General features: G+C 70.9%; 16 protein-coding genes. 12 read left to right on the top strand and 4 right to left on the bottom strand.

Annotation, left to right across the window (positions count from 1 at the left end):
• Positions 1–427: 427 nt before the first annotated feature.
• The gene (locus Pta02_RS33435) at positions 428–1,420 is read right to left on the bottom strand and encodes a leucine-rich repeat domain-containing protein (protein ID WP_239131431.1); all 993 of its coding nucleotides are present in this window, start codon (positions 1,418–1,420) and stop codon (positions 428–430) included.
• Positions 1,421–1,638: 218 nt separating this feature from the next.
• Between Pta02_RS33435 and Pta02_RS33430 the strand changes: the two genes are divergently transcribed.
• The 8 genes from Pta02_RS33430 to Pta02_RS33395 all read left to right on the top strand — a co-directional run bounded on the left by Pta02_RS33430 (position 1,639) and on the right by Pta02_RS33395 (position 9,291).
• On the top strand, positions 1,639–3,534 hold the full coding sequence (locus Pta02_RS33430) for a glycosyltransferase family 2 protein (protein ID WP_203878995.1): 1,896 nt from the start codon (positions 1,639–1,641) through the stop codon (positions 3,532–3,534).
• Positions 3,535–3,734: 200 nt separating this feature from the next.
• The gene (locus Pta02_RS33425; protein ID WP_203878994.1) at positions 3,735–4,757 is read left to right on the top strand and encodes an energy-coupling factor ABC transporter permease; all 1,023 of its coding nucleotides are present in this window, start codon (positions 3,735–3,737) and stop codon (positions 4,755–4,757) included.
• A 73-nt stretch (positions 4,758–4,830) separates the two neighbouring features.
• The gene (gene cbiQ, locus Pta02_RS33420; protein WP_203878993.1) at positions 4,831–5,610 is read left to right on the top strand and encodes a cobalt ECF transporter T component CbiQ; all 780 of its coding nucleotides are present in this window, start codon (positions 4,831–4,833) and stop codon (positions 5,608–5,610) included.
• Positions 5,607–6,338 (top strand): energy-coupling factor ABC transporter ATP-binding protein, encoded by a 732-nt coding sequence (locus Pta02_RS33415; RefSeq protein ID WP_203878992.1) that lies wholly within the window; start codon positions 5,607–5,609, stop codon positions 6,336–6,338. The genes cbiQ and Pta02_RS33415 overlap by 4 nt, the downstream gene beginning before the upstream one ends.
• Before the next feature lie 165 nt (positions 6,339–6,503).
• Positions 6,504–6,842: an STAS domain-containing protein gene (locus Pta02_RS33410; RefSeq protein WP_203878991.1), complete on the top strand. Its 339-nt coding sequence runs from the start codon at positions 6,504–6,506 to the stop codon at positions 6,840–6,842.
• Between the two features lie 80 nt (positions 6,843–6,922).
• On the top strand, positions 6,923–7,696 hold the full coding sequence (locus tag Pta02_RS33405) for an SDR family oxidoreductase (protein ID WP_203878990.1): 774 nt from the start codon (positions 6,923–6,925) through the stop codon (positions 7,694–7,696).
• An 8-nt stretch (positions 7,697–7,704) separates the two neighbouring features.
• Positions 7,705–8,490: a crotonase/enoyl-CoA hydratase family protein gene (locus Pta02_RS33400; RefSeq protein ID WP_239131430.1), complete on the top strand. Its 786-nt coding sequence runs from the start codon at positions 7,705–7,707 to the stop codon at positions 8,488–8,490.
• 156 nt (positions 8,491–8,646) lie between these two features.
• Entirely contained in the window at positions 8,647–9,291 is a 645-nt protein-coding gene (locus Pta02_RS33395) for a rhomboid family intramembrane serine protease (protein WP_203878989.1), read from the top strand.
• Here the strand turns inward: Pta02_RS33395 and Pta02_RS33390 are convergent.
• Positions 9,285–9,908 (bottom strand): TetR/AcrR family transcriptional regulator, encoded by a 624-nt coding sequence (locus Pta02_RS33390; RefSeq protein ID WP_239131429.1) that lies wholly within the window; start codon positions 9,906–9,908, stop codon positions 9,285–9,287. The genes Pta02_RS33395 and Pta02_RS33390 overlap by 7 nt on opposite strands.
• An 89-nt stretch (positions 9,909–9,997) precedes the next feature.
• Between Pta02_RS33390 and Pta02_RS33385 the strand changes: the two genes are divergently transcribed.
• Entirely contained in the window at positions 9,998–10,579 is a 582-nt protein-coding gene (locus tag Pta02_RS33385) for an anthrone oxygenase family protein (protein ID WP_239131428.1), read from the top strand.
• A 49-nt stretch (positions 10,580–10,628) separates the two neighbouring features.
• Here the strand turns inward: Pta02_RS33385 and serC are convergent, their stop codons facing one another.
• Together serC and Pta02_RS33375 are read right to left on the bottom strand one after the other, a co-directional pair.
• The gene (gene serC / locus Pta02_RS33380) at positions 10,629–11,738 is read right to left on the bottom strand and encodes a phosphoserine transaminase (RefSeq protein ID WP_203878988.1); all 1,110 of its coding nucleotides are present in this window, start codon (positions 11,736–11,738) and stop codon (positions 10,629–10,631) included.
• 124 nt (positions 11,739–11,862) lie between these two features.
• Positions 11,863–12,969 carry a citrate synthase 2 gene (locus Pta02_RS33375; RefSeq protein ID WP_203878987.1) on the bottom strand — a complete coding sequence of 369 codons (1,107 nt, stop codon included), beginning with the start codon at positions 12,967–12,969 and terminating at the stop codon, positions 11,863–11,865.
• A gap of 169 nt (positions 12,970–13,138) precedes the next feature.
• Between Pta02_RS33375 and pdxH the strand changes: the two genes are divergently transcribed.
• The 3 genes from pdxH (at position 13,139) to Pta02_RS33360 (ending at position 16,012) form a co-directional block, all read left to right on the top strand.
• Positions 13,139–13,792: a pyridoxamine 5'-phosphate oxidase gene (gene pdxH, locus Pta02_RS33370; protein WP_203878986.1), complete on the top strand. Its 654-nt coding sequence runs from the start codon at positions 13,139–13,141 to the stop codon at positions 13,790–13,792.
• Positions 13,793–13,848: 56 nt separating this feature from the next.
• Positions 13,849–15,099 (top strand): MFS transporter, encoded by a 1,251-nt coding sequence (locus tag Pta02_RS33365; RefSeq protein WP_203878985.1) that lies wholly within the window; start codon positions 13,849–13,851, stop codon positions 15,097–15,099.
• 208 nt (positions 15,100–15,307) lie between these two features.
• Complete coding sequence (locus Pta02_RS33360) at positions 15,308–16,012, top strand: iron-dependent transcriptional repressor DtxR (protein WP_203878984.1); 705 nt, start codon at positions 15,308–15,310, stop codon at positions 16,010–16,012.
• The last annotated feature ends 42 nt before the right edge of the window (positions 16,013–16,054 follow it).

Genomic DNA, 16,054 nt, shown 5'->3' with positions numbered 1-16,054 from the left:
CCACGCTCTTCCTATTATTTCGGCTGAAACGTAGTCAAGGGATGAAATTTCAATCAATGTCGAAACAGAGGTTTCGGCCATCGCCGCAAATCAGGCCCTCTGCTGTCCGGGTCCGGACAACAACGAGGTCACGCAGGTTCCGAAGGGGACTGGAGCTGGCCTTTGTGGCCACGCGATCCGGCCGCCGCGCCGTGGCGGACACCGACCGTCACTGATGATCATCACAGAGAGAGTGACCGAAACCTGACTTCCGGCCCTCCCTATGTCGAGTGGGACGGCCCGAATTGACAGAAAACGCTGCACTTAAGTTGATTTTCCAGTCAACCTCAGAGATGGCGTGGTCCGCGCGTTATCCACGTGCGCGGTGAGAAATGGCGCGTTCCAATCCGCCGGCCTCCCGGAGAATGGCGCGTTCCAATTCCGCGGGTCACCGCAGTACGGCGCAGCCGCGCAGGCGGAGCCGTTCGACGATCTCAGTGCCGCCGTGGAGCTTGTTCCAGCGCAGATCGAGCTTCTCCAGCGCGGGGAGGTCGGCGAGGGCAGCGGGAAGTTCGCGCAGGCGGTTGTTGCGCAGGTCCAGGTGGGCCAGCCGGCGCAACCGGCCCAGTGAGGCGGGCAGCGAGGTCAGGGCGTTGTCGCGCAGGTCCAGGTGGCGCAGCTCGGCCAGGTGGCCGACGGAGTCCGGCAGGCGGGCCAGGCGGTTGCCCCGCAGGTGCAACTCCCGCAGGCGGGTCAGCCGGCCGATCGGCCCCGGCAGGGCGGTCAGGCGGTTGCCGTACAGCCTCAGCTCCACCAGGGATCCGAGGTCGCCGATGGCGTCGGGCAGGGCGGTCAGGCGGTTGTCGGTCAGGTTGAGGTACGTCAGGCGGGCGAGCCCGCCCAGGGAGGGCGGGACCGAGGTGAGGAGGTTGTCGCTGAGATACAGATAGTCGGTCAGGTTCTCCAGGTCGCCGAGGGCGTCGGGGAGGCGGGTCAGCCGGTTGTGCCCCAGGTCCAGCATGCGCAGCTCGGTCAGCTTCCCGATCTCCTCGGGGATGTCAGTGATCGCGTTCTCGGCGAGGTTCAGGGAGCGCAGGCCGGTCAGGTCCCACAGCGTCCGCGGGACGCCGGTCAGCGCGTTGCCGCCGACCGACAGGTGCCGCAGGCCCCGCATGCGGCCGACGGCCTCCGGGATCGAGCCGATCCTGTTGCCGTACAGGAACAGGGACCGCAGACCGGGCAGTTCCAGGACGTCCTCGGGGAAGCGGGTCAGCGCGTTGCCGTCCAGGTGGAGGGCGCGCAGGGCGGTGAGGGAACGCAGGCCGGGCAGGTCGCTCAGCCGGTTGCCGTCGAGGTTGAGCTCGACCAGCCCGCGGTCCCGTACCCGTTCCGCGGGCAGCTCCGTCAGGTCCTTCCAGGCCAGGTCCAGTCGTCGCGGCACGGGTCTCCTCGATTCCGGGCGGTGATGGTTTCGGGCAGTAGCGATTCTGGGCGACGTTTCCCGGTGCCGGTCGGGCGAACCGGTGTTTTTCACCATGTACGGCAACCTCGGCGGGGAAGGCCGGAGGGCCAACAATCCGGATCGGCCACGCAGGCATGCCTCTTCGTCACATACTGAAGCGCAACGGATGCTTAAAGTGACCATGGGGGGCAATGCCGGTGACGCGAACGATCCTCCGGCGGGCCGGTGCTCAGCCCGGCGGCGCGGTGGTGGAGGTCACCGCCGCACCCGCCGTCGACGTGACCGTGATCGTCCCCGTCCACAACTGCCGTCCCTACCTGGACCGGTGCCTGACCTCGCTGCTGGTCCAGCGGGTGAGCAAGGAGATCGTCGTCGTGGACGACGGCTCCACCGACGGCGGGGCGGAGCTGGCCGACCTCTACGCCGCCCACCACCGCGGGGTCGTCCGGGTCGTCCACCAGCCGGCCTCCGGCGGCGCCGGCCGGCCGCGCAACGTCGGCCTGTCCCTGGCCCGGGGCGAATACGTGTTCTTCTGCGACGCGGACGACTATCTCGGCCCCGAGGCGCTGGAGCGGATGCTCGCGATGGCCGGGCGCAACGACTCCGACATCGTCCTGGGGAAGGTCGTCGGCCACGGGCGCAGGGCCCCGTCGTCGATGTTCGAGCGCAACGCCGAGCGGGTCCCGCTGGAGGACAGCGCCGTCTACAACAGCCTGAGCTGCTTCAAGCTGTTCCGCAGGCGGATGCTGGAACGGCACGGGATCCGCTTCGACGAGACCCTGACGGTCGGGGAGGACATCGTCTTCACCACCCACGCCTACTGCCACGCCGGCGTGATCTCCGTGGTCGCCGACTACGACTGCTACCACCTGGTCGACAGGCCCGACGGGACCAGCATCATGCAGCGCAAGGAGAGCCGCGACCCGGTCTCCTGGATCCGCATGATCAAGAGGCCGATCGAGTTGATGGCCGGTCACGTACGGCCCGGCCCGCTCCGCGACCACCTGCTCCGCCGCCACTTCCGGCTGGACGCCTTCGCCAACCTCGGCCGGCCCTTCCTGGAGGCCGGGGAGGTCGAGCGCAAGGAGATCGCGGCGGAGGTGGCCGACCTGTGCGACCGCTGGCTGACCGACGGGGTGCGCGAGCGGCTCGGGGCGGTGGACCGCGGCCGGATCGCCGCGCTGGAGGACATCGACCGCCTGGTACGGCTGGCGCACATCGAGCTGGCCGTGATGCGCCGCGAGCTCACGGCGCTGCGCTGGGACGAGCGGGACACCGGGCTGGCCGTCTCCGGCCGGGTCGCGCTGGAGGCCCTGGAGCCGGCCGGCCACCCCGGGCTCGCCGCCGGTGACGTCTCGCTGGTGCTCAAGCCGCGGCAGGCGGGCGAGGGGCCGGACTCCGCCGTGGTCGTCCCCGTGGCCTCCGACGGCGAGGAGTTCGCCGGGGTCGTCGACCTCGCCGTGCTGCCCTCCGGCGTCTGGGACGTCCACGTGGCCGTCGTCTGCGAGGGGGTGGTCAGGACGGGGCGGCTCGGCGCCGAGCGCGACCAGCGCATCGCCCGCCCCGCGCCCCGGATGATCGGCGGGACGGTCGTGCTGCCGTACTTCACCCGCCCCTACGGCAACCTCAGCGTCGACGTCGGCGGGCACGTGGTCAGCCCGCCCGGCATCGTCCGGCTGGTCCGCGCCCGCTGGGCCGCCTGGCACCGGCTGGTCCTCGACGGCGAGATCACGATGGGCGCGCTCACCCCGGACCCGCGGACGGTGCGCCACCTGGTGTGGCGCGAGCGCGGCTCCGGGAAGGAACGGCGCGTGCCGGTCGCGTCCGAGCCGGGCGGGACGTTCACGGCCGGTCAGGCCGTCGGCAGGCTGCGGCCCGGCACCTGGGACGCCTACCTGGAGCTGGAGCTGGGCGGGCCGCCGGTGCGCTTCCGGGTCGAGGCCGAGCCGGAGCTGGTCGCCCCGCCGCGCACGTGGTGGCGGGGGACGGCCGTGCGGACCGCCAAGCCGTACGCCACGGCCGGCAAGGGACGGCTCAGCCTGGTGGTGCGGGCCACCGGCCCGAAGGCGCTCCTGCGCCGCCTGCTGCGCTGAACCTCCCTGCGCCCTCCCACCGGGCCTCCCTGCGCCCTCCCGCTGAATCCTCCGGCCGTGCGACACATCCAGGAGCCGGCGTCCGCCGTACTGGACTGTGAAGCGTTCGCTCCTGCCATCGCCTCCTTAATGCCCATAGATTGCAATAACAAGGTGATGGCTTAAGGTGATGGGGCACCGCGCATTACCGGAGGTCTCCCGTGCACGTTCCCGATGGTTTCTTCAACCTGGCCGTATCGGTCTCCGCCGGGGCCGTCGCCGCGGCCGGGGTCGCAGTCTGCCTGCGCGGCGCCCGTCGCGAGCTCGACGACCGGACCGCCCCCATGGCGGGCCTGGTGGCCGCCTTCGTCTTCGCCGTGCAGATGCTGAACTTCCCGGTCGCCGCAGGAACGAGCGGTCACCTGCTCGGCGGGGCGCTGGCGGCGATACTCGTCGGGCCGTACACGGCCGTGCTCTGCATGGCCGTGGTCCTGCTGGTGCAGGGCTTCTTCTTCGCCGACGGAGGGCTGACCGCGCTGGGCGTCAACATCACGCTCATGGGCCTGGTCACGGTCCTGGCCGGCTGGGGCGTCTTCCGCCTGATCACCCGCAGCGTGCGGAGCCGGGCCGCGATCACCGCGGCGTCGTTCGCCGCCGCGCTGGTCTCGGTGCCGGCCTCGGCCCTGGTGTTCACGCTGCTGTTCTGGATCGGCGGCACCGCGCCCGTCGAGATCGGCACGGTCGCCGCCGCCATGGGCGGGGTGCACACCCTCATCGGCATCGGCGAGGGCCTGATCACCGCGGTCACCGTCGGCACCGTGCTGGCCACCCGGCCCGACCTGGTGTACGGCGCGCGCGGGCTGGCCGCCCCGCTGGTCCTGCGCGGCGCCGACGGCGACGTCACCGTGGTCCCGGAGGGCCGGGTCGGCGTCAGGACCCCGGTCAGGCGCTCTCGCCCGTTCCTGCTGGGAGGCGTCGGCGTCACGCTCGTGCTGGCGGGCGCGGTCTCCTTCTTCGCCTCCGGCGACCCCGACGGGCTGGAGCGGGTGGCCGAGGACGAGGGCTTCATCGGCCAGGCCGCCGACCACGCGTTCGGCGCCTGGACGCTGGCCGACTACGGTGACGTGGGCGGGATCCCGGTCGGCATCGCGGGGATCATCGGCGTGGGGATCACCCTGATCGTCGCGGGAGTCGTCGCCTACGCCGTGCGCCGGCGCGGCCACGGCGGCGACCTGCCGGTGTGACGGCCCGCCGCGGGGAGAAGGCGGCCCATCCGGGCGCGTCCCGGGCGCGAACGCCCGGCAGAGAGGATGTCCAGTGAGCGCGGGTCACCACCAGCTCTACCGGGCGGGCGACACGCCCGTCCACCGGCTGCCGCCGCAGTGCAAGCTGGCGGCGGTGGCCGTGTTCGCCCTGGTCGTGGTGGCCACGCCGCGCGAGTGGTTCGCGGCCTTCGGGGCCTACGCGCTGCTGCTGGCCGGGGTGGCCGTGACGGCCCGGGTCCCGGCGGGGTCCGTGCTGCGGCGGATGGTGATCGAGATCCCGTTCGTGCTGTTCGCGCTGGCGATCCCGTTCATCGGGACGGGGGAGCGGGTGCAGGTCGCCGGCCTGTCGCTCAGCCTGCCCGGTCTGTGGGCCGCGTGGAACATCCTGGCCAAGGCCACCCTGGGCGTGGTCGCGAGCATCCTGCTGGCGGCCACGACCGAGCCCCGGATGCTGCTGCTGGGCGCCCGGCGCCTGCGGCTGCCGCCGATGCTGGTGCAGATCGCGATGTTCATGCTCCGCTACATGGACGTGATCCTGGAGGAGATGCGCCGCATGCGGGTGGCCAGGGAGTCGCGGGGGTTCACCGCCAGGGACGCACGGCACATCCCGGTGGTCGCCCGCTCGGCCGGGGCGCTGTTCATCCGCTCCTACGAGCGGGGGGAGCGGGTGCACCTGGCCATGCTCAGCCGCGGCTACACCGGCTCGATGCCGGTGATCCAGGATCTGACCCCCTCTGCCGGGCAGTGGCTCCTGGCCGGTACGCTGCCGGGCGCGGCGCTCGCGCTCCTGCTGGGAACCTGGGGGCTGAGGGCGATGTGGGGGATGTCATGACGGCGTCGCTGGAAGTGGACCGGCTGGCCTACGCGTACCCGGACGGCACGCAGGCGCTGTTCGGCGTGGACCTGCGCATCGAGCGCGGCGAGCGGGTCGCGCTGCTCGGGCCGAACGGCGCGGGCAAGACCACCCTGGTCATGCACCTCAACGGCATCCTGACCGCCGGGCACGGCACGGTGACCGTGGCCGGCCTCCCGGTCTCCAAGGACTCGCTCAAGGAGATCCGGCGCAGGGTCGGCCTCGTCTTCCAGGACCCCGACGACCAGCTCTTCATGCCGACCGTCCGGGACGACGTCGCCTTCGGCCCGGCGAACCTCGGCCTGCGGGGGGAGGAGCTCCAGCAGCGGGTCAAGGACGCGCTGACCCGCGTGGGCATGCTGGAGGCGATCGACAGGCCCCCGCACCACCTGTCCTTCGGCCAGCGCCGCCGGGTGGCCGTGGCCACCGTGCTGGCGATGGAGCCGGAGATCCTCGTACTGGACGAGCCCTCGTCCAACCTGGACCCCGCCTCGCGCCGGGAGCTCGCCGAGATCCTGCGGAGCCTCGACGTGACCGTGCTCATGGTCACCCACGACCTGCCCTACGCGCTGGAGCTGTGCGAGCGCTCGCTCATCCTGTCCGGCGGCGTGATCGCCGCCGACGGCCCGACCCGGACGATCCTCTCCGACGCCGCGCTGCTCGCCGGGCACCGGCTGGAGCTTCCGTACGGCTTCACCGTGCCCTGAGCCGCCCCTGAGTCGTCCTGGGGCGTTCTGGGCCGCCCTGGACCCTCCTGAGCGGGCCTGGGCCGTTCTGATCGTGCTCCGCGGATCGATCGCGGAGCCGGACGACCTCGCATACGGTTGTGCAAAAGTAAAGAGACTTGCCTCTCATGGCCGTGAGGAGTGCCGATGAAGCTACGGCTGGCTCGTCGCATCGTCGGCGACGCCGTGGTGGTGGCCGTCGAGGGTGAGCTCGACCTGTTCACCGCGCCCTTCCTGCGTGACGAGGTGCGTGAGGCCATCGAGCTCGACGGCTCGCGGCTGGTCCTCGATCTGACGGAGCTGTCGTTCATGGACTCCAGCGGCCTGTCGGTGCTGATCGAGGCCTGGCGGCTGGCGACGAGCGGGGGCGGAGGGGTCTGCCTGGCCGCTCCCCAGGCGCCGGTGGCGCGGATCCTGCGCACGACCGGCCTCGACCGCCGCATCAAGGTCCACCCCGACGTCGACAGCGCCGTCGGGACGATCTAGACGTCGGACGGGGAGGGTGTGACGGAGATTTAGCCCACCCCCAGTAGAACTTCATTCGGTAGCCGCGTTAAAGTCCGCTCATGGACCTGAACGGAGCAGCAGCAATCATCTCGGGCGGTGCCAGCGGACTCGGTGAGGCCACGGCCCGCGACCTCGCCGCGCACGGTGCCACCGTGGTCATCGCCGACCTGAACGAGGAGCGCGGCAAGGCGCTCGCCGACGAGCTCGGCGGTGTCTTCGTCAAGACCGACGTGTCCGACGAGGCCCAGGTGCAGGCGGCCGTGGACGCCGCGGTGGCCACCGGCAAGCCCCTGCGCGTCGTGGTGAACAGCGCGGGCATCGGCTGGGCCACCCGGACCGTGAACCGTGACGGCTCGCCGCACGACCTGGCCTCCTACCGCAAGGTCATCGACGTCAACCTGATCGGCACCTTCAACCTGATGCGCATCGGCGCCGCCGCCATCGCCAAGACCGAGCCGGTCGACGAGGACGGCCAGCGCGGCGTGGTCATCAACACCGCCTCCGTGGCGGCGCTGGAGGGCCAGACCGGCCAGGTGGCGTACTCGGCCTCCAAGGGCGGCATCGTCGGCATGACGGTCCCGGCGGCCCGTGACCTGGCCGCCGTCGGCGTCCGCGTCAACACGATCTGCCCGGGCATCATCGACACCCCGATCTACGGCTTCTCGCCCAACTCCGACGAGTTCAAGGCCAAGCTGGTCGCGCCGGTGGTCTTCCCCAAGCGCATGGGACAGGCCTCGGAGTTCGCCCACCTGGTCCGCGCGCTGATCGAGAACGACTACATGAACGCCGAGACCATCCGCTTCGACGGCGGCATCCGCTTCCAGCCCAAGTAGGAGTCACCTTGTCTGAGCCGACTTCCGGAACCGGTGACGAAGTCCTGGTCGAGGTCGAGGACGGCGTGGCCGTCATCACGATCAACCGTCCCAGGGCCAAGAACGCCGTCAACGGCGTCGTGGCCCGGGGCATCGCGGCGGCGCTGGACGAGCTGGAGGAGCGCAAGGACGTCTCCGCCTACGTCCTGACCGGCGCGGGCGGCACGTTCTGCGCGGGCATGGACCTGAAGGGCTTCCTGAGCGGGGACTTCCCGGTCGTCGAGGGCCGGGGCTTCGGCGGCATCGCCGAGGCGCCGCCGGCCAAGCCCATCGTCGCCGCCGTCGAGGGCTACGCCCTGGCGGGCGGCTTCGAGCTGGCTCTGGCCTGCGACATCATCGTCGCCTCCGAGGAGGCCAAGTTCGGCCTCCCCGAGCCCAAGCGCGGCCTGGTCGCCGGGGCGGGCGGCGTGATGCGGCTGCCGCGGCGGATCCCGTACCACCTCGCCATGGAGATCGCCCTGACCGGCGACCACTTCCCGGCCTCCCGGCTCTACGAGGCCGGCCTGGTCAACCACGTCACGCCCGCGGGCGAGGCGCTGGCCAAGGCCCTCGAACTCGCCAAGAGGATCGCCGCGAACGCCCCCCTGGCGCTGGCGGCGACCAAGCGGGTGATCGTCGAGTCCGCCGACTGGAGCCTCGACGAGATGTTCAAGAAGCAGGGCGAGATCATCAACCCGGTGTTCGGCTCCAAGGACGCCATGGAAGGCGCGGCCGCTTTCGCCGAGAAGCGCGCTCCGCAGTGGAAGGGCGAGTAGGCTCCCCTCTTCGGACTTCCTCCGGGCGCGCCGGGTGCGATCCGCGTGATCGCACCCGGCGCGTTCTTGTCCGGAAGTGCGTACGGTGAAGGTGTGGGCGCGTGCGGCAGGGGCACGTGACCTTCACCTGAAGGCTCCACGAAGCCAGGAGACCGCATGAGCGACTATCCGACCGGGATCACTCCTTCCGGCCGCCCTTCCCGTGAGCGCCTGCGGCGCGGCGCGAGCAGCCTGGTGGCCGGTGCCCTGGGCGCGGCGCTCCTGGTCATCCTCCTGGTCGGGAGCATGTGGGCGATCGAGATCGCCGACTACGTGCTCCCCGGCAGCTTCGACGACAACGGCATCAGGGCCTGGAACCCCGACGGGCTCCCGGGCATCGTCTTCGCGCCGTTCCTGCACGCGGACTTCGGCCATCTGATGGCCAACTCGCTGCCCCTGCTGGTCCTCGGCTTCCTCGCGGCACTGCGCGGGGTGGGCCGCTTCCTGGCCGCCAGCCTGATCATCATCCTGGTCAGCGGCGTGGGCGTCTGGCTCACCAGCGACCCCAGATACGTCACGGTCGGCGCCAGCGGCCTGGTCTTCGGCTACTTCGGCCTGGTCGTGGCCCGGGGCCTGTTCGACCGCCGCCTGCTCGACATCGTGATCGGCATCGGCGTCGCCATCGCCTACTACTCGATCATCTGGGGCGTCCTGCCGACCGAGGCCGGCGTCTCCTGGCAGGGCCACCTGTTCGGCCTGGTCGGCGGCATCCTGGCCGCCTGGGTCCTGCGCCGCAAGCGCTCCGAGATCGCCCCTTACTGACCCACGCCTGTCAGGGCCAGGAAGCGGTCGGCCGCGAGGCGGGCGCCGGTGCGGATCTCGTCGGCCGAGGGGGTCCGCTCACCCAGCAGCACCCGGATCTGCAGATCGCGTACGGCCAGGCCGTACAGAAGCCCGAACGCCTCCGCCGGGTCGTCGATCCGCAGTGCCCCGTCGGCGGCCAGCCGGCCGAGATAGGCCTCGACCAGCGGGCCGGTGGCGTGCCGGCCGTGCCGCAGCAGCAGCTCCGACAACTCCGCCGACGCCATGGCCGCCCGGTTCAGCGCCACCGAGGCCTCGCCGACGAGCAGGCCGAGCAGGTTCTCCGCGATGGCGGCCAGCATGGCGCGCGGTTCGGCCGGGCGTTCGAGAGCTGCCGTCACCGCGGCGTTGACTTGCTCCGACTGCCGTTCGATCAGCGCCGCCAGCAGCCCCTGACGGTTGCCGAACCAGCTGTAGAGGCTCTCCTTCGACGACCCGGCGCGGGCCGCCACCGCCTGCATCGTCATGCCCTCCACGCCGTGCTCGACGAGCTCGGCGAGTGCGGCGTCGAGCGCCGCCCGGCGCCGGGTGGCCTGTTCACCCGAGCGGGGGCGGCCACGGCGGCTCTGTCCGGTCACGATCTCTCCTGCTTCCTGCTCGCCATTATTCGAACCATGGAGTACGGTTAAATACGTACCCGATGGTTCGATTTTAGCCGGAGCCCTCCATGCTGCTCTCCCCGCCTCCCTCCGAGACCTCTGGAACCCCCGAGACCCCCACCCCCGCCAGCCGGGCCGCCGAACGCGCACGCGGCTGGGCGCTGGCCTCCGCGACGACGCTCATGGGGCTGATCGCGGGGTTCTTCTACGCCTATGCCTGCTCCGTCATGATCGGGCTGGCGCGGGTCGGCGACCGCGTCTTCGTCGACTCCATGCAGTGGATCAACGCGACCGTGCGCAACGTCTGGTTCGCCCCCGGTTTCTTCGGCGCGCTGGTGGCGACCGCCGTCGCCGCCGTGCTGCACCTGGGCCGGGCGGGCAGGCCGGTGCTGCCGTGGGTCCTCGCGGCGCTCGTGCTGTACGGCGCCGCCTTCGCCGTCACCATGGGTGTCAACGTGCCGCTCAACGATCAGCTCGCCGCGGCCGGGGACCCGGCGGCGATGGCGGACCCGGGAGCGGTGCGCGCCGCCTATGAAGGCGTCTGGACGGCCTGGAACACCACGCGCACGGTCGCCTCGACCGTGGCGCTGGCCTGCCTGGTCCGGGCGCTGGTGCTGCACGGCCGGCACACCGCGCGCCGGGAGCGCTGAAAAAGGAAAAGCCCCGGGGATCCGTCCCCCGGGGCCTTCGCGGGAAGCGTCAGAGGCGCTCGACCACGTAGTCGATGCAGCGGGTCAGGGCCTCGACGTCGTCGGGGTCGACGGCCGGGAACATGGCGATGCGCAGCTGGTTGCGGCCGAGCTTGCGGTAGGGCTCGGTGTCCACGATGCCGTTGGCGCGCAGGACCTTGGCGACCGCGGAGGCGTCCACCTCGTCGGAGAAGTCGATGGTGCCGACCACGTTGGAGCGGAACTCGGGACCGGCGAACGGCGTGGTGTAGGAGGTCTTCTCCGCCCACGTGTAGAGCCGGCCGGCCGAGTCGGCGGTGCGGGCGGTGGTCCAGGCCAGGCCGCCGTTGCCGTTCATCCACTCGATCTGCTCGGCGAGCAGGAACAGGGTGGTGACCGCCGGGGTGTTGTAGGTCTGGTCCTTGGAGGAGTTGTCGATCGCGATCGGCAGGCTGAAGAACTCGGGGATGTAGCGCCCGCTGCCGGCGATCTCCTCGACCCTGGCCAGCGCGGCCGGGGACATCAGGGCGATCCACAGGCCGCCGTCGGAGGCGAAGCTCTTCTGCGGGGCGAAGTAGTAGACGTCGGTCTCGCTGATGTCGACGGGCAGGCCGCCGGCTCCGGAGGTGGCGTCCACGAGGACGAGCGAGCCCTCCTCGCCGACCCGCCTGATCGGCATCGCGACGCCGGTCGAGGTCTCGTTGTGGGTGAGCGCGTAGACGTCCACGCCGGACTCGGTGACGGCCTCGGGGTGGCTGCCGACCTCGGACTTGATGACGGTCGGGTCGCCCAGCCACGGGGCCTTGGACACGACGGAGGCGAACTTCGAGGAGAACTCGCCGAAGTGCAGGTGCTGCGACTTCTCGCGGACGAGCCCGAAGGCGGCGATGTCCCAGAACGCGGTGGTGCCGCCGTTGCCGAGGACGACCTCGTACCCCTCGGGCAGGGAGAACAGCTCCGACAGGCCCGCGCGCACCCGCCCGACGAGCGACTTCACCGGCTTCTGGCGGTGGGAGGTGCCCACCACGGAGGTGCCGGAGGCGGCGAGCGCGGAGAGCTGCTCGGGGCGCACCTTCGAGGGCCCGCAGCCGAAACGGCCGTCGGCGGGCTTGAGGTCAGAGGGAATCACGATGTCAGCCACCTGACCAGCCTACTGACCCCGCCGATTGGACTAGACCGGGGTCCGGATTATGAGATGAATCCCATGGAAATATGGGACGGCCGCCGCGCGGGCGATCCCGGGCGACGGCCGTACGGAGTGCTGATCAGGCGTTGCCGAGGATCTCGGCGGCGCCGGGGACGTCGTTGACCGAGCGCTGCGGCGGGCCGACGTAGTTGGCGCTGGGGCGGACCAGCCTGCCCGTGCGCTTCTGCTCCAGGATGTGGGCGGCCCAGCCCGCGGTGCGGGCGCAGGTGAACATCGAGGTGAACATGTGCGAGGGCACCTGGGCGAAGTCCAGGATGACCGCGGCCCAGTACTCGACGTTGGTGGCGAGCACCCGGTCGGGCTTGCGGGCGTGCAGCTCCTCCAGGGCGGCCTGCTCCAGGGCGGCGGCGACCTCGTAGCGCGGCGCGCCGAGCTCCTTGGCGGTACGGCGCAGCACGCGGGCGCGCGGGTCCTCCGCGCGGTAGACGCGGTGGCCGAAGCCCATCAGGCGCTGGCCCCGGTCGAGCTCGCTCTGGACGTACTTCTTGGCGTCGCCGACCTGCTCGACACCCTCGATCATGTGCAGCACGCGGGCCGGGGCGCCGCCGTGCAGCGGGCCCGACATGGCGCCGACCGCGCCGCTCAGCGCCGCGGAGACGTCGGCGCCGGTGGAGGCGATGACGCGGGCGGTGAAGGTGGAGGCGTTCATGCCGTGCTCGGCCGCGGAGACCCAGTAGGCGTCGATGGCCTTGACGTGCTTGGGGTCGGGCTCGCCCCGCCAGCGGATCATGAACCGCTCGACGATGCTCTCGGCCTCGTCGACCCGGCTCTGCGGGACCATCGGCAGGCCGAGGCCGCGCGCCGACTGGGCGACGAAGCTCAGGGCGGTCACACTGGCGCGCGCGAGGTTCTCGCGCGCCTGGTCCTCGTCGATGTCCAGCAGCGGCTTGAAGCCGTAGGCGGGAGCCAGCATGGCCAGCGCGCTCTGCACGTCGACGCGGATGTCACCGGAATGGACAGGAATGGGGTACGGCTCGGCCGGGGGAAGGCCCGGCTGGAACTTGTTGTCGACGAGCAGGCCCCACACGTTGCCGAACGAGACACGGCCGACCAGCTCTTCGATGTCGACGCCCCGATAGCGGAGGGCGCCCCCTTCTTTGTCCGGTTCCGCGATCTCCGTCTCGAAAGCTACGACGCCTTCGAGCCCGGGTTTGAAGTCGGACATTCTCGGCCGCCTCCCTTTCTTGAAGTCAAAGCCTTGATGTCGAGATACCGGCGAGTCATATTCAACCCGCTGGGTTGCGGCGCTGTGTCACCGGACCCACCACAACGCGATCCCCCCTGGTGAGGGGCGGTGCACGGGCTCTCTGTCAAACACGCGACAATACCGTTTCGTGGAGGACACCTCGCGCCCGCCCTCGCTGGCTGGGCTCCGCCGTACCTACGAGGGGCAGCCGCTGCTGGAGGCCCATCTCGCATCCGATCCCGTGTCCCAGTTCGCCGCCTGGTTCGGCGACGCCGTGGACGCCGGGCTTCCCGAGCCGAACGCGATGATCGTCGCGACCGCCTCCGCCGGCGGCCGGCCCACGGCCAGAACCGTGCTGCTCAAGGGCTACGACGAGAACGGGTTCGTCTTCTACACCAACTACGAGTCGCGCAAGGGCCGCGACCTGGCCGAGAACCCGCGGGCCTGCCTGCTGTTCCCCTGGCACTCCATCCGGCGGCAGGTGCGGGTGGAGGGTCCCGTCGTGCGGATCCCGCGGGAGGAGTCCGCCGACTACTTCAGGTCGCGGCCGTACGGCTCGCAGATCGGGGCCTGGGCCTCGCGCCAGTCCGCGGTCGTGGGCTCCAGGGACGAGCTGGACGAGCGCTACGACAGGCTGGCGGCGCGCTGGCCGCAGGACCCGCCGGTGCCGGACTTCTGGGGCGGCCTCCGGGTCGTGCCCGCGGAGGTGGAGTTCTGGCAGGGCAGGCTCGACCGCATGCACGACCGCCTGCGTTACCGCCGCTCGGGGGGAGCCTGGGTGATCGAGCGTCTCGCTCCCTGAGATCCTGGAGCATCGGCATAGCCGGATATGTCCGGGCAAGGGGGCTCGCTGTGGGGATGTCGGATTTTGTGCGCAGGCACATGGTGGACACCCGGCCCCTCTCCTCTGCGGACTACCGGCGGCTCTGGATGGGCCAGGGCGTGTCGTTCATCGGCTTCCAGCTCACCTCCACGGCGGTCAGCAAGCAGATCTACGACATCACCGGCTCGTCCTTCTGGGTGGGCATGCTGGGTCCGGCCAACCTCATCCCGCTGGTCGTCTTCGGGCTCTGGGGCGGCGCGATCGCCGACGCCGTCGACCGGCGCAGGCTGCTGATCGTCGGCGCGCTGATCGCCTGGACGGCGACGCTCGTCCTGCTGATCCAGACGGCCCTCGGCTCCCGGAGCGTCGTCCTGCTGCTGGTGACGGTGGCCGTGCACGCCACCGGGTTCGCCATCACGGGCCCGACCCGGGGCGCGATCATCCCCAGGCTCCTGCCGGTCGAGCTGGTCCCCGCGGCCAACACCCTCAACTTCCTGGTCGCCAGCCTGGGCTCGGTGATCGGCCCGCTGCTGGCCGGGGTCGTGCTCGCCCGGGGCGGGTACGGCACCGCCTACCTCGCCGACGCGCTGCTGTTCGGCGCGGGCTTCTACGCCGCGGTACGGCTGCCGCGGCTGGAGCCCGTCGGGGACGTGGTCAGGCCCGGCCTGCGGTCGGTCGTCGACGGGCTGCGCTACATCTCCGGGAACCGGGTGGTGATGATGTCCTTCGTCGTGGACATCATCGCCATGGCCTTCGCGCTGCCCAGGGCGCTGTTCCCGGAGACCGCGGCCGAGAGGTTCGGCGGCTCGTCCATCGCGTTCGGCTGGCTGACGGCGAGCATCGCCATCGGCTCGGTGCTGGGCGGCCTGCTGTCGGGCTGGGTGGGCCGGGTGCGGCGCCAGGGGATGGCGCTGACGTTCACCATCGCCGTGTGGGGGCTCAGCGTCGCCGCGGCCGGGCTCGCCCGCGAGCTGTGGCTGATGGTCGCCCTGCTCGCGGTCGGCGGCGCCGCCGACCTGGTCTCGGCGGTGTGGCGGCAGACGATCCTGCAGACCCACGCCCCCGACGAGATGCGCGGCCGGATGCAGGGGGTGTTCACGGTGGTGGTGGCCGGCGGCCCCCGGCTGGGCGATCTGCGGGCCGGGATCACGGCGGCCTGGTTCGGCGCCACCGCGGCCTGGGTCGGCGGCGGGCTGGCGTGCGCGGTGGCGGTGCTCGTCGCCGGGGCCGCGGTGCCGGCGTTCTGGAGGTACCGGCCGACGACGCGCGAGACCGGCGACAAGTAGAGGTCGGCGATATATGAGGTCGGCGATACGTGAGGTTTAACACGTCTTGGAAGGATTCGGGGCGTGTTGGTGTTGCCGTCCTTTGCAGTCATGGGCCGCCCAGGGGAGTTCTCCCAATAGGGTCGGAGTCCGAAGACTTTTCTGTCCGGCGCAGCCATGTGGAGACGGCCCGTGGCGGACATAGCATCGAGATAGGACGGGAGGAGCCTTGACCGCACACGGCCTGATCGATACCACGGAGATGTACCTCCGGACGATCTTCGAGTTGGAAGAAGAGGGAATCGTCCCCCTGCGTGCGCGCATCGCCGAGCGGCTTCAGCAGAGTGGTCCGACCGTCAGTCAGACGGTCGCGCGGATGGAGCGTGACGGCCTGGTCAAGGTGGAGGGCGACCGGCACCTGACCATGACCGACCTGGGCCGTACCCTCGCGACCCGCGTCATGCGCAAGCACCGCCTCGCCGAATGCCTGCTGACCCAGGTGATCGGTCTCCCCTGGGAGGAGGTGCACATCGAGGCGTGCCGCTGGGAGCACGTGATGTCCGAGTCCGTCGAGGCGCGCCTGGTCAGTCTGCTGAACAACCCGACCCGCGACCCGCACGGCAATCCCATCCCCGGCCTCGAGGAACTCGGCGTCGAGGGCGCCTCCACGGCCGAGGGGCAGCAGCTCCCGTCCATGGCCAGCGTGGCGGGACCGCGTGATCTGCCCGTTGTCGTGCGGCGAATTAGCGAACAAGTGCAAAGCGATCCCGCTGTGATGCTTAAACTCAAGCAAGTTGGGATACAACCCGGACGCGAGGTAACGCTCGCGGCGAGCGACGATGGTGTGCGGGTGATTGGTGACGATGAGACGGGCAACTCTCTTGCGGACCTCCCGCGAGACATCGCTGCCCATGTCTTCGTCTCCGTGCGCTGACCGAAGCGCTTCTGCTTGGTTGGATCCCACACGGGAGGCCCT

The sequence above is a fragment of the Paraplanobispora takensis genome (genome assembly GCF_016863195.1).
GTDB classification, from domain to species: Bacteria; Actinomycetota; Actinomycetes; order Streptosporangiales; family Streptosporangiaceae; genus Planobispora; species Planobispora takensis.
Note: the sequence above shows the minus strand (reverse complement) of the source record. Positions and strands in the feature narration are given on the sequence as shown.

Coding starts and splice junctions, on each gene's coding strand:
- Pta02_RS33385 (WP_239131428.1), top strand. CDS start 9,998: ATGCTGCTCTCCCCGCCTCCCTCCGAGACCTCTGGAACCCCCGAGACC.
- Pta02_RS33395 (WP_203878989.1), top strand. CDS start 8,647: ATGAGCGACTATCCGACCGGGATCACTCCTTCCGGCCGCCCTTCCCGT.
- Pta02_RS33415 (WP_203878992.1), top strand. CDS start 5,607: ATGACGGCGTCGCTGGAAGTGGACCGGCTGGCCTACGCGTACCCGGAC.
- Pta02_RS33365 (WP_203878985.1), top strand. CDS start 13,849: ATGTCGGATTTTGTGCGCAGGCACATGGTGGACACCCGGCCCCTCTCC.
- Pta02_RS33405 (WP_203878990.1), top strand. CDS start 6,923: ATGGACCTGAACGGAGCAGCAGCAATCATCTCGGGCGGTGCCAGCGGA.
- Pta02_RS33375 (WP_203878987.1), bottom strand. CDS start 12,969: ATGTCCGACTTCAAACCCGGGCTCGAAGGCGTCGTAGCTTTCGAGACG.
- Pta02_RS33410 (WP_203878991.1), top strand. CDS start 6,504: ATGAAGCTACGGCTGGCTCGTCGCATCGTCGGCGACGCCGTGGTGGTG.